The sequence below is a fragment of the Chitinophaga pinensis DSM 2588 genome, from assembly GCF_000024005.1.
In the GTDB taxonomy this organism is placed as follows: Bacteria; Bacteroidota; Bacteroidia; order Chitinophagales; family Chitinophagaceae; genus Chitinophaga; species Chitinophaga pinensis.
The window spans coordinates 2735083-2748323 of record NC_013132.1 but is presented as its reverse complement, the minus strand read 5'-3'; the positions used below and the strand labels follow the sequence as shown (position 1 = coordinate 2748323).

Annotated in this window: 14 protein-coding genes; 8 read left to right on the top strand and 6 right to left on the bottom strand. The window is 44.9% G+C overall.

All coding sequences use genetic code 11. The features are described from left to right. Positions 1-55: 55 nt before the first annotated feature. Positions 56-880, bottom strand: coding sequence for an orotidine-5'-phosphate decarboxylase (gene pyrF / locus CPIN_RS11170; RefSeq protein WP_012789897.1), 825 nt, complete (start codon positions 878-880; stop codon positions 56-58). A gap of 344 nt (positions 881-1224) precedes the next feature. On the opposite strand from pyrF, the gene CPIN_RS11165 reads away from it, so the two are divergent. Then, complete coding sequence (locus tag CPIN_RS11165) at positions 1225-2088, top strand: sugar phosphate isomerase/epimerase family protein (protein ID WP_012789895.1); 864 nt, start codon at positions 1225-1227, stop codon at positions 2086-2088. Between the two features lie 21 nt (positions 2089-2109). Next, positions 2110-3465, top strand: coding sequence for a Gfo/Idh/MocA family protein (locus CPIN_RS11160; RefSeq protein ID WP_012789894.1), 1356 nt, complete (start codon positions 2110-2112; stop codon positions 3463-3465). Between the two features lie 82 nt (positions 3466-3547). Here the strand turns inward: CPIN_RS11160 and CPIN_RS11155 are convergent, their stop codons facing one another. Then, the gene (locus tag CPIN_RS11155) at positions 3548-4645 is read right to left on the bottom strand and encodes an Mrp/NBP35 family ATP-binding protein (protein ID WP_012789893.1); all 1098 of its coding nucleotides are present in this window, start codon (positions 4643-4645) and stop codon (positions 3548-3550) included. 168 nt (positions 4646-4813) lie between these two features. Here CPIN_RS11155 and CPIN_RS11150 point away from each other — a divergent pair, with 168 nt between their 5' ends. Both CPIN_RS11150 and CPIN_RS11145 read left to right on the top strand, forming a co-directional pair. Further along, positions 4814-5494 (top strand): carboxypeptidase-like regulatory domain-containing protein, encoded by a 681-nt coding sequence (locus tag CPIN_RS11150; protein WP_044218384.1) that lies wholly within the window; start codon positions 4814-4816, stop codon positions 5492-5494. Between the two features lie 39 nt (positions 5495-5533). Beyond that, on the top strand, positions 5534-6430 hold the full coding sequence (locus CPIN_RS11145) for a 3-hydroxyacyl-CoA dehydrogenase family protein (protein ID WP_012789891.1): 897 nt from the start codon (positions 5534-5536) through the stop codon (positions 6428-6430). 134 nt (positions 6431-6564) lie between these two features. Here the strand turns inward: CPIN_RS11145 and CPIN_RS11140 are convergent, their stop codons facing one another. From CPIN_RS11140 to ribD, 3 genes are read right to left on the bottom strand one after another with little or no spacing between them, the layout of a single operon-like run. Then, positions 6565-7167, bottom strand: coding sequence for an IMPACT family protein (locus CPIN_RS11140; protein WP_012789890.1), 603 nt, complete (start codon positions 7165-7167; stop codon positions 6565-6567). A 3-nt stretch (positions 7168-7170) separates the two neighbouring features. Then, positions 7171-8811: a hypothetical protein gene (locus tag CPIN_RS11135; protein WP_012789889.1), complete on the bottom strand. Its 1641-nt coding sequence runs from the start codon at positions 8809-8811 to the stop codon at positions 7171-7173. After that, the gene (gene ribD / locus CPIN_RS11130) at positions 8808-9866 is read right to left on the bottom strand and encodes a bifunctional diaminohydroxyphosphoribosylaminopyrimidine deaminase/5-amino-6-(5-phosphoribosylamino)uracil reductase RibD (RefSeq protein WP_012789888.1); all 1059 of its coding nucleotides are present in this window, start codon (positions 9864-9866) and stop codon (positions 8808-8810) included. The genes CPIN_RS11135 and ribD overlap by 4 nt, the downstream gene beginning before the upstream one ends. A gap of 76 nt (positions 9867-9942) precedes the next feature. Here ribD and prmC point away from each other — a divergent pair, with 76 nt between their 5' ends. The 4 genes from prmC to CPIN_RS11110 all read left to right on the top strand — a co-directional run bounded on the left by prmC (position 9943) and on the right by CPIN_RS11110 (position 12026). Further along, positions 9943-10803 (top strand): peptide chain release factor N(5)-glutamine methyltransferase, encoded by an 861-nt coding sequence (prmC, locus tag CPIN_RS11125; protein ID WP_012789887.1) that lies wholly within the window; start codon positions 9943-9945, stop codon positions 10801-10803. A 69-nt stretch (positions 10804-10872) separates the two neighbouring features. Beyond that, positions 10873-11052, top strand: coding sequence for a hypothetical protein (locus tag CPIN_RS38935; RefSeq protein ID WP_044218377.1), 180 nt, complete (start codon positions 10873-10875; stop codon positions 11050-11052). Positions 11053-11215: 163 nt separating this feature from the next. After that, a complete protein-coding gene (locus tag CPIN_RS11115) occupies positions 11216-11572 on the top strand; it encodes a hypothetical protein (protein WP_012789886.1) in 357 nt (118 codons plus the stop codon). A 118-nt stretch (positions 11573-11690) separates the two neighbouring features. Continuing rightward, positions 11691-12026 (top strand): hypothetical protein, encoded by a 336-nt coding sequence (locus CPIN_RS11110; protein WP_012789885.1) that lies wholly within the window; start codon positions 11691-11693, stop codon positions 12024-12026. A gap of 87 nt (positions 12027-12113) precedes the next feature. On the opposite strand, the gene CPIN_RS11105 is transcribed toward CPIN_RS11110, so the two are convergent. Continuing rightward, entirely contained in the window at positions 12114-13061 is a 948-nt protein-coding gene (locus tag CPIN_RS11105; protein ID WP_012789884.1) for a hypothetical protein, read from the bottom strand. Positions 13062-13241 lie beyond the last annotated feature (180 nt).

The window sequence follows — 13241 nt, the reverse complement described above, 5'->3', positions numbered from 1 at the left end:
GGAGATGAATGCTGACTATGGACTGCAATATTTCAGCCGCTGGTAGCGGATTGAATTAAGGAACTAAAGTCTGTTTTACACCAAGGTATCCGGCCATTTCCTGCTGTAACTGCTGTGCGGCGTTACGGGCATCCTGAGCGAAATCTTCACCGTTACCGGCATAAATGATGGATCGGCTGGCATTTACCAGTAATCCGCAATCTTTGTTCATCGCCTGTGCGGAGATCTCCTGCAGATTACCGCCCTGTGCACCCACACCAGGTACCAGGAAGAAGTGATCAGGTACCAGTTTGCGGATGTAGCCCAACTGAGCGGACTGGGTTGCACCTACTACAAACATCAGGTTGTCAGGCGTACCCCAGTTCATACCGGCTTTCATCACCTTTTCATACAGGAATTCGTCGCCGGATTGTTGTAACTGGAAGTCCTGGCTGCCTTCGTTAGAAGTAAGACCCAGCATAATGGTCCATTTTTCATTGAAAGCCAGGAAAGGCAGTACGCTGTCACGGCCCATATAAGGTGCAACGGTCACTGCATCAAAGTTATATGTCTCAAAGAATGTTTTGGCGTATTGCGTGGAGGTGTTGCCAATGTCTCCCCGTTTTGCATCTGCAATGGTAAACAGCCCGGAAGGGATATATTCCACCGTACGTTGCAGGCTTTCCCAGCCACGGATACCCATACACTCATAGAAAGCTGTATTGATCTTGTAGGATACGCAGAGATCCTTTGTGGCATCAATAATAGCCTTGTTGAAAGCAAATACGGGGTCTGGATGGGAATGTAGATGGCGGGGGATCTTTTGAAGATCAGTATCTAATCCCACACAGAGATAAGATTGCTTCTCTTTAATCAGATTCACCAGTTCCTGTCTGTTCATAAAAGATTGATTTGGGGCGCAAAGTTAAGTAAAACTTAAGCAATGCCGTTTGAAATGAAAATATTAGTAAAATATGGAATACAGGGTACAGTTCCCGGCTGTTATAAATATAGGAAAAGTATTGGAAATGTGGTACAGGAGACGAAATCGGTATCTTTTTATAAATGGTTAGTTTTCAATTAAGAATTAAAAATTAATAATTAAGAATTACCACGGAGAATCTTCGCTGCATTCAATTCTTAATTCTTAATTTTTAATTTCCTAATTGTTCCCTTGACCAATGCCTTTTGGATTTATAAAATATTGTTCCTAACTTTTAGCCTCCCGTTCATGAAAAAGAATTTATGAAAAACTATTCCTTGCTGCTATTTTTTGCGATATTTCTGCTCGCTTTGCAATCGAATGCACAGACCGGATTACCCAAGGTTGGTATTTGTACTTCCCGTGCAAATGACAGTTTGTTACATGCTTCCGGCTACGCCTATATAGAGGAAGGCGTACAGAAGCTGCTTTCTCCCGCCATCTCGGATGACACCTTTAATGTACAACTGGCTCAACTGAGGAAGATGCAGTGCCAGGTAAAGACCTGTAATAGCTTCTTTCCGGCGGAGATCCGTCTGACCGGCGCTGACGTGGATGAGAAAAAGGTACTGGACTATGTAGAAGTCGTGATGGCAAGGGCCAAACGGGCTGGTATTGAACTGATCGTACTGGGAAGCGGCAACGCGCGCAAACTGCCGGATGGCTATAATAAAGATTCCGCCACAATGCAGTTCGTCGATCTTTGCCGCAAAATGGCAGTCGTGGCAGGGAAATATGGCTTGGTGATCGCTATAGAGAACCTGAACACCACTGAGACGAATTTCGTTACCACACTGGAAGAGGCCAATGCAGTCGTAATGGCAGTAGGCCATCCTAATTTCAAACTGACTGCCGACATCTATCATATGCTTAAAGAGCATGAATCGCCTGAAATGCTGAAGAAGGCTCGTAAAAACCTGGTGCATTGCCACATTGCCGAAAGGGAAAAACGTACTGCTCCCGGCTCTACAGGTGATGATGTAGCGCCTTATATCGCAGCACTGGGCAATATCGGCTATACCGGCCGGATCTCCCTGGAATGCCGCTGGGATGATATGGCTGCGCAGACTCGTCCTACGCTGGAATACATGCAGCAGCAGATCCGCAACGCTTACAAAAAACAATAACCACTTTAAATCTCATATAGAATGAAATCACGTCGTGAATTCCTGAAAGATTCCCTGCTTACCTCCGCAGGTATAACACTCAGCGCCATGGGCCTTCCTGCCAGCAGCTACGCCCGCATTATGGGCGCCAATGACAGGGTCAATGTAGGATTGGTAGGCTTTTCTGACCGTGCAAGACAAACGTTACTGCCCTGTTTCTTTTCCAACCATAAAGAACTGAATTTTGACATGATCGCGGTATCTGATATCTGGAACCGCAGACGTGAAGAAGGAAAGGCTTTCCTGCAACAGAAAGCAGGTCATGAAATCAAGGCTTGTGTCAATAACGACGAATTATATAAAATGAAGGACCTGGATGCGGTGATGGTAGCCACTGCCGACTTCCAGCACGCCTATCATACAATAGAGGCTGTAGGCAATAAAATGGATGTATACTGTGAAAAACCATTCGCAGAAACTATGGACGATGCCCGCAAAGCCCTGAAAGCCGTAAAAGATTCAGGGAAGATCTTCCAGGTGGGTACACAGCGCCGTAGTGGTGACAGTTACCATGCCGCCAATAATTTCATCAAAGAGGGCAAATTTGGTCCGATCACTATGGTGGAAATGACCTGGAACGTGAATCAGCCCGGTCGCTGGCGCAGACCAGCGCTGGTGAAAGAAATCCGTCAGGAAGATACTGACTGGACACGCTTCCTCGCTGGTCGCCCGAAAGACAACTGGGATCCGCGTAAATACCTGGAATACCGTCTGTTCTGGCCTTATTCATCTGGTATTTTCGGGCAGTGGATGACCCACCAGATCGATACGGTACACTGGTTTACCGGTCTGCAACACCCACGTTCGGCCGTAGCCAATGGTGGTATTTATATGTGGAAAGACGGTCGTGTGAATGCGGATACTATCACAGCAGTATTTGACTATGGTCCGCAGAACGACCCAAGCAGCGGTTTCCAGGTATCCTACAGTTCCCGTTTCTCCAACTCTTCCGGAGGTACAAAGGAAATGTACTATTCCAACGGCGGTACGATTGATATCGATAAGAACAAAATCACTCCTGCGGGTGGCTTAACAGAAAGAGAAGCACAGGAAATGGGCCTTCATGCCAATCTGCTGCCGGAAATGACGTTGACGACCAACGAAACCAAAATAGCTACCTCCGCTAATATGGGTGGCGATCCGCTGACAAATGCACACGTACGTAACTGGATGCAGTGTGTACGCGACCGCAAACCGGCGAATGCTCCTATAGAGGCAGCTTACTCTCACTCTATCGCCCTGATCATGGCCAATGCGGCTTACCGTACTGGTCTGAAAGCAACTTTCGACGAAAAAACGCAGGAAGTGATGGTAGGCGGCAAACCATTTATCATGTAGTGGTATCAGATGCGCTATAAAAACGAAAAAAGCCATCACGCCTCTCGGCGGATGGCTTTTTTATTAGCAGGAACATTATTTATTATACAAAGACCTCGACGATCTTGGTAGGGGGTACATTCGCATTTCTCATAGCGATGTTACGCGCTACGATGCTGGCAGTACCCATAAAAGACAGTTTGGTTGGATTATCTCCACCCACCATTGCCGGTACGCCATCATCACCGCCTTCACGGATGCTCTGCACCAGTGGTATCTGACCCAGGAATGGTATTTCCAGCTGTTCTGCCAGACGTTTACCGCCTTCCTGACCAAATATGTAATATTTATTATTAGGCAGCTCGGCTGGCGTGAAATAGGCCATATTCTCAATCAGACCGAGGATAGGTACGTTGATCTGACCGCCGCCAAACATAGCGATACCTTTTTTAGCGTCAGCCAGGGCCACATCCTGCGGAGTGGTCACCATTACTACGCCGGTAACCGGTACTGTCTGTACCAGTGTCAGGTGTACGTCGCCTGTACCTGGAGGGGTATCAATTACCAGGTAATCCAGTTCTCCCCAGTTTACATCGGTGAGGAACTGTCTCAATGCGCTGCTGACCATAGGGCCACGCCATACAACTGCCTGCTTCTCATCTATCAGAGACCCGATTGACATCAGTTTGATGCCATGTTTTTCTATCGGGACGATCATGCCTTTTCCCTCTACAGTTTCCATCATCGGGCGTTCTCCACGAATACCGAACATGATGGGCACGGACGGACCATAAATATCTGCATCCATCAGTCCAACCTTAGCGCCGCCTTCGGACAGTGCCAGGGCCAGGTTAGCTGCCACAGTAGATTTACCTACGCCTCCTTTACCGGAAGCGACTACGATGATATTTTTCACGTTAGGTAATACACTCCTGGCATCTTTCCTGTTGGAGTTTACATTGGCTGTCATATTCACTTGAACTTCCGCATCCTTACTTACGAGGTGGTGAATTGCATTCACACAAGCATTCCTGATCAGATCTTTCAGCGGGCAGGCAGGGGTAGTGAGGACAACGGTAAATTTCACCTTATTACCATCAATCTCAATGTCTTTCACCATATTCAGTGTTACCAGGTCCTTCCCCAGATCAGGCTCTTCCACATTGCTCAAAGCCTTCAATATCTGCTCCGTAGTGATCATAAATAGTTGTTAATTTTAATTCCAGGATGCAAAGTTAACCCAATTGAGAGTTAATTTGTCCCCGCTGTCATAGTTTTTGTCGATCTCATTTCCATTCATCCTCTATATTGACTGGAACACAATCCTATGGCCAAGGTTTTAAAACAAATAATTTATCTTAGAGGCGGCATGAATAAGAAATGTACCTACATACTGTTGTCCTTCCTGTTTCTCCCTTTCCTGGTGAAGGCCCAGCTATCTCAATTTAAAGACAGCATTATCCAGATTTCCGGTATTACCATGACCGCGGACAGCCTCCGGGCAGTACCTGCAGTAAGTGTACTCGTAAAAGGACAACGCCGTGGTACCATTTCCAATAGCCAGGGTGTGTTTTCAATTGTTGCTTTTAAAGGAGATACCCTGACATTCAGTGCCGTAGGTTTTAAAAAGAAAGACTATAAGATCCCGATGAATCTGCCGGGAAATAATTATTCCATGATACAACTGCTGGTGGATGATACCACGTATCTGCCGGTAACCATTATCAGACCCTACCCTACCAGAGAAGAGTTTGATAAGGCATTTGTGAGCACCGACATTCCGGATGACGAATATGAACTGGCCCGTAAGAACACCGAGAATGCCCGTATGCGCGCACTTTCCCGTTATACACCACCGGACGCACGTGAAGCGACCAACATGTTCCTGAATAAACAGGCGCAATCACTGTACTACGCCGGTCAGGTTCCTCCACAGAATATCCTCAACCCGATGGCATGGGCACAGTTTATCCAGGCCTGGAAACGGGGTGACTTCAAAAAACAGAACAATAACAACTACAGCTACGGCGGTACCGATTATGGTTATTAGCCGGATGGCCTGAGTACCATCTCTTTAAATCAATACACCATGCAACAAATTGCTGTCATCGGCGCAGGTACCATGGGAAATGGTATCGCGCACGTATTTGCACAGAACGGTTTTAAAGTGAACCTCATTGATGTTTCTGCCCCCGCGCTGGAAAAAGCGCTGCAAACTATTGACAAAAACCTGGAGCGGCAACTGAGCAAAGGCAGTATCACAGAAGAGCTCAGACAGCAAACCCTGCAGAATATCGCTACATTCACTGATATTCCTAACGGTGTAAAGTCCGCTGAACTGGTAGTAGAAGCAGCTACAGAAAATACTGATCTGAAGCTGAAAATCTTTCGTGAACTGGACCAGCACACTGCTCCCGGGGCCATCCTGGCAACCAACACTTCTTCCATTTCCATCACCAGCATTGCAACTGTCACCAAAAGACCAGAAAAGGTGATTGGTATGCATTTCATGAATCCGGTGCCGGTTATGAAACTGGTGGAGATCATCAATGGTTATGCAACAACCAGGGAAGTGACCGATACCATCGTTACATTGTCTGAAAAATTAGGCAAAGTGCCTTGTGTTGTGAACGACTATCCCGGCTTCATTGCCAATCGCATCCTGATGCCGATGATCAATGAATCCATCTATTCGTTGTATGAAGGTGTGGCTGGTGTTGCTGAAATAGACACGGTGATGAAATTGGGTATGGCGCATCCTATGGGCCCATTGCAACTGGCTGATTTCATCGGACTGGACGTATGTCTGTCTATCATGCGCGTATTGCATGATGGCTTCGGTAATCCGAAATATGCCCCTTGTCCCTTGTTGGTAAATATGGTAACCGCCGGCTACCTGGGCGTGAAAAGCGGCGAGGGCTTTTATAAATATGAGAAAGGGAGTAAGGAGCTGACGGTAAGCAGCCGCTTTTCAATTAGGAATTAGGAATTAAGAATTAAGAATTGGAATGCAGCGGAGATCGTTGCTTGTACACTATAAAAGCATAAGGCGTCCTCTGATAGCGGACGCCTTATGCTTTTACTGATGACAATTAACAATTAATTGCTAATTCCTAATTCTTAATTCCTAATTGCTTTAATCTCCAGTCCTCTTATATCATTCAGCTTTAACAAAGTCAGCTCCTGCACAGCCTTCGGCACACCGATATCCATCGCACAAAACAGTTGCAGTTCCTGTGAATATACGGTACAGTTCTGCTGTTTCACAACCGTCATAATTTCATTCAGGATCGTATAATCAAAACTGAGATGATATTTTGCTTCTACATTCTTCTGTACTACCGGTATGAGTTGCAGCACCATCGAAGTAGATACTTTGTAGGCATTAATAAGCCCTGGCGCACCAAGGAGTGTTCCTCCGAAATAACGTACGACCACGACCAGCACATCGGTCAGCTGTTTGCTGTCAATCTGTCCCAGGATAGGTTTACCGGCTGTACCTGAAGGCTCGCCATCATCATTGGCACGGAACTGCAATCCGTCAGTTCCCAGTCGGTAAGCAAAGCAGTGATGCGTTGCCTTCGGGTGCTCTTTCTTGATGTCCTGCAGGCATTCTTTCACCTGTTCGACTGTTTTCACAGGCCAGGCATAGGCCAGGAACTTACTCCCCCTGTCCTTGAATTCTGCCATTGCAGACTTTTCTATTGTATAGTAAACTTCCATGCGTTATTTTTTTCGGGATTTCCCTTTCCCGGATTTGCCGGTAGAAACAGGCGGCGGCTCATATACGATCAGCAGCATATTGTTCTGCTTCATATTCGTCTTAATGCTCACAAATCTACGTAAAGCACCGGCTACTATACGTAATACTGCCGTATTGGGAGGAATGCTACCCAGATTATCCGCCACCATAATCAGGCGGTTTTCTCCTTCCTGCAATGTTACCTTCAGTTGCTGTCGTTTCTTTTTCACCGGAAATCCTGTCACCACTTCCTGTCCGTTTAAACGGATAGAAATGCTGTCGCCATCTTCTGCTGCATCATCCCACAATTCCAGCATTATCTCTGATTCATTGACTTCAAATGTCTTTTCCAGCAAACTGTTCCTACGCTCTGTGATACGTTTATCATTGATAGGTTTCAGCAATACTGGTTTAATCGTATCCCATTCCGGATGCGCGGAATGCTTACCATTCAGTGCAGAGATATTATCCTGCTGCGTAGCAGTGGATACAGCTGTGCTTCCGTCAGACTGGCTATCATCTGTATCAGAGGAAGACGTCTGCTGTCCACTGGTAGCTGCTGTAGTATGCTCCTGTGAGGATATCATCTTCCCGTTTATGGTGGAAGGCCGGTTTCCTGTTACCTTCGTATTGACAGTATTCGTTGTTCCCTGTCTGCCATCAGCGCTTAGTTTATTCAGATTTATCTGCTGTGCTGTACTATCTATAACAGGCTTACGTGGCACACGGTTCAGTTGTGCAACCAGGAAAGTAGCGTAACGGTTAGGGCGATCCGTGAAATCGTATATATATCCGCCGGTAGAACTTTTCACCCGGAATGCGCCGGTATTGGGCGGGAGACGGCCATAATTATCTGCGAATAAAGTAATGATATTAATACCGGTATCCAGTGGCAATTGAAATACCTTACCAGTTTCAGTGATATAGGCTTTATCCAGTAATACTTTCCCGTTATGCAGGAGCGTAACGGTATCTTTATCGATGGCATCTTCATCCCTGATAGAAAGCGGTACGATACTATCGTAAATATCTACTTTATCGTAGATCCCGAAATAGATGGAATCGCCTTCCGGATGGAGTATACGTCGAATGTCCCTGTGTTGCCAGGGCGTATTATTTATTTTCTTCAGCGCAATTTCTTTTCGGGACAACAGTTCTCTCAACAGGTCTTTCATGTATGCATAAATCTCGTCATCTGCATACAATCCCTGCATATACAGGTCGTACGAATTAATCCACATCCGCTGTATTGACAGCTCCGGCGTACTCTTCGCCTCATAACTTAACGTACCATTGAGATAGAGCATCCAGGCGCCCAGCCGAAAGGGCTCTTCAGCAACAGGATACTTATTGCGGCCAATACCCAGTTGCTTGTCATTCTTCTTTGCCAATAAGACTTCATAGGTCCCTGAAAATGGCGGATAAATTAATTTCAGCTGTGCAGGATATAAAGTATTATATACAGGATTGCCAATCTGCAATTGCATTTTAATGCCACCCGTGGTTGGCCAGGGTTTATAATCCATTGACCAGGTACCTACCCATTTATCTTTCTGGGCGCTGGCCGTCAGCATACAGCAACAAAATATGATCAACAGGTATACGCGACGCAGTAAATATCTCATGCGGTCTTTTCCTCCTTTATGTTCCGGTAAAACAGTATCTGGTCACTTTCCAGTATTTGTGTTTCTTTCAACAGCGCATGTGGTAATACAGGTGCTTTCACGCCCAGGGCAAATGGATTATCCCCAATGATGACACGGGCTTCATCCCATAATCCGGCTTCAGTCATTTCCCGCAATACATGTGCACCTCCTTCTACCAGTACGCTCAGAATGCGTCTGTCGTGCAGGATCTTCATCAGTTGCGGTAGTAAGGGCTGGGAAAAATCTGCAGTTACCATTTCTGCTGTATCCTGCTTTTCTGCCTGTTCAGCGGTAATGAACAATGTAGCAGGACCATGCCAGAGATGATATTCACGTGGTGTTTTCAGCGTACGGTCTATCACTATCCTGACAGGATCTTTCCCTGTCCAGAGACGGTTATTCAGTCGTGGATTGTCAGCAACAGCAGTATTTGTACCCACCAGTATGCCCATTTCTTCACTCCGCCAGCGGTGTACCAGTCTGTCTGTCAGCGGATTAGAGATACGAACCGGTCTTCCGTCCGCTCCTGCCATAAAACCATCTGCATTTTGAGCCCATTTCAATATGATATAGGGCCGTTTTTGCTCATGGAATGTGAAAAAGCGACTGTTCAGTTCGCGGGCGGCGGCTTCCAGTACACCCGTCCGCACAGTAATTCCTGCCGCCTTCAGTATCCCGATACCTTTACCAGCCACCTGTGAGAAGGTGTCCACACAACCGATCACTACGGTGCTTATTTGCTGCGATACGATCAGTTCTGCACAGGGAGGCGTTTTTCCATAGTGTGCACAGGGCTCCAGACTCACATACATCGTAGCTGCCGGAATCAGGTGTTGATCCTCCGGTTTTACGGAATGCACACAATTCACTTCCGCATGTGCAAAACCATACTGCCGGTGATAACCCTCACCAATAATACGGCCTTCATACACCAATACAGCCCCCACCATCGGATTAGGCGCTACATTTCCTGCCCCCAGCTTTGCCAGCTGCAGACATCTTTGCATGTAAAATTCATCGAAAGAGCTGTCCATGATCGCGTCTGATATTATACATTTGTGTGCAAAAATATCGTTTCAGCAGGGATTTTCCCTGTAAGACCCATTTTATATGACTATACAGACCGCCTTTACACACATCGTCACATCACTGGAACCTATACAGGGCCAGCGTGAAGCAGCCAATATCGCACATATCGTCATGGAGTATGTAACCGGCATGTCCAAAATGGACAGGATCGTATACAAAGAACGGGAACTGACCACCGAACAGACCTCACAGTTAACAGCTGCGGTGAAAGCACTATTGGCGCATGAGCCTGTACAATATGTGATCGGCTCCAGCTGGTTCTATGGTATGGAGCTTCTGGTGAATCCGCATGTGCTGATTCCCCGTCCGGAAACAGAAGAACTGGTAGAATGGATCGTACAGGATATCCGAACTGCACAACTCTCCCAGCCTCAGATACTCGATATCGGCACCGGCAGTGGCGCAATTCCGCTTGCCATCAAAAAAGAACTCCCACAAGCCCATGTACAGGCAGTAGATGTAAGTAAAGGCGCTTTACAAACGGCAAAGGATAACGCTGTAAAGCAACAACTGGACGTTACTTTTGAACTTGTAGACATTCTGAATAAAACAGCATGGACACATTTACCGATGTTCGATATCATTGTAAGTAACCCTCCGTACATCTGTCAGCGTGAAAGCGCAGATATGCAGGAACAGGTGGTATCTTATGAACCTTCTCTGGCCCTGTTTGTACCGGATGATGACGCCTTGTTGTTTTACAGGGAAATCGGATGGATGGGAAAAGAGAAATTAAAAAACGGTGGTGCATTATATTTTGAGATTAATGAAGCATTTGGAACAGAGACAGCGGCGTTGCTGGAAGGTATGGGATATTTGGAAGTAGAGATTAAGAAGGATCTGTTTGGAAAGGACAGGATGGTGAAGGGAGTGTGGAAATAAGGAATAACGGATTTTATTCAATAAATTTATCATTGAACGATAATCATCACAACACATAATCCGTCAGTATTGGACGGATTAAATCTAAATGATGAAAATGAAAAATTGTTTGTTATCGCAAGAAATGCAAATGGTCACACACGCGCAAAAAGAGTCGAAAAAAAGACACCACTTGACGGGGAACAATCTGTAAAGCTATCCGAACAATTTATGAGAGGATATATAGGCGGATTACCAAAAAATTTTTAGGTGAAAACATTCGGCATTATTGCAGAAGGTCCAACAGACCAGATTGTCATTCAGAATATTCTTGTAGGGTTCTTTAATGAACCGGATCTGACCACTTACATCAACAACCTTCAGCCTTTAAAGGACCATACAGATCAGATGGTAAGTAAAGGGGGCTGGTTCAATGTGCTTGAATACTGTCAATCACAGTACTACCTTCGGATCACAGAAATACGAGCTGTTCAGAGACAGAATCATTTATGCCATCTGTCTTGAAGAAATCGAATGCTGGCTGCTACCCATCTATTTTGATGATAAAATAAAAGCAGCCACCAATAACTGTACACACAAACTGAACTTAAAGATCAAAGAAAAACCGGGAATCTATATTGACAAACACAACAAAAGCAATATGACTCCTAACTATTGGAAACTTAGTAAACTTTATATGAAAAATAAGTTTTTGATGACAAATGCCTATCATAATCCTAGTCTGGGGGTATTTATTGATATGCTAAAAGAAAAAAATATCGTCTTATAGCATTTCCCCTTGGCAGTATCTTCCCAACTACGTATATTCACATATCAGGTTTTACCATTAATCGCAACACAGCCGACTAGACAAGTTAGATCCATAATCCAATGTAAATACCCTACAAATGCATTTGTCACTAGCCAATCAGCTAAAGACCCTCGTACATTTACGCGAGTCTTTGCAACAACAGTATTTATTTACGGAGGAAGACCGTAAAGAATTCAGGAATATCCTCCTTAAAACCTGCATCACACTTGCTTACTGTGCATTTATGTGTCAGAACACTCACGTAAAAGGAGTACTGAAAAAAGAAATTTCCTCTATTTTTAAGATCTATCAACATACTTCCACTGAAAATAATACCTTCCTGCAAAAGCAGAGAGGATATATCCTCGGTGCTATTAACGCCAGCGTGACCATCGTAAAAACATTTGAGGACGCTACACTGGTTGAGTGTTAGAACTCAAACAGGAAACGGCGGAAACATAAGCCGGGGCAACAAGACTATTGCCCCATTAGTTTACCAATGTAACCCCAACATGCGTGATTAGTTCATACAATGCCCATGGGATTGTGTCATAACATCCAACCGTATCATACTTTCAAAGCAATCCAACTCGCAACTCAGCCATTCCAGTAATACATCTTTTAAGGGCATCTGATAAACGTCGTATGCGATCTTTTTCTCCGTCACATATTTATTGATCGTTCTTTGCTGCATAATGATCTTCGTACATTTATCGCGATGAGAACGCTGTTCATTGATCTCATCATCCATCATACTGATCATATAGTTTATATAAGCCGCACTATTAAAATTGATCCGCTGTAATATACCGTGTAATTGTACTTCCATGCCAGCTGTTGCTGATAACTCAATAGATTGGGAAAAAGATTTCAGCTGTTTCATTAATTTATCTAAATACGTTTTCTTTCGCCAGGTAACAGCTTCTCGTTCCTCGTGATCCGATACCAGTTGTAATAAAGGTTTGGTCACAATATCCCTCAGTATGTCGCCAATGCTACGCATACGCGGCGTATCTATAATCAACGGGAGCTGTTCACGCGCCCGTCTCGATAAGGCAACCCGCTCTCCTACAGGAATGCTGATGTCGTGATCTATATAACGGCTGAAGTTCCGCTCAATGTAGTGTAACCCTGACAGGAGACTTAAATAAAGGTATTTGAGAAGATACTCGGTATCTTTTTCCTCCGGCAGTGCCATATCATCCTGATGCTGGACAGGAATAAAGGAAAATACCTTATCCATTAATGTGATTAATTTTCCCTGATGTTTCCGGACCGCTACGAGCGTTTCGCTATCCGTACTTAACTCTTCTGTGAAAAAGATAAAGTTCGTTTTGATCGCTCTTCTGTGCCGGGATCCGCCGTACAAAACAGCCTCAATAAATTCAACAGGCAACTCCTTACTATGCTCAAATTCTTCTTCTAACGCTACATTGATAATTTGTTCGAAATACATTAATGTGTTCATAATAATGAATGTTAAAAAGGGTGAATAACAAAATTGAAATTTGAAAGCAATAGATTATCCGTTAACAATAGCTGTCATTTGCTATCATTTCAGAAAATCATTTTCCAGCACCTGCCCACAGCGATCTGCCACAGTCAGATGCGATCTATAAATCAGATTGATAAAGCAATATTAAAGACG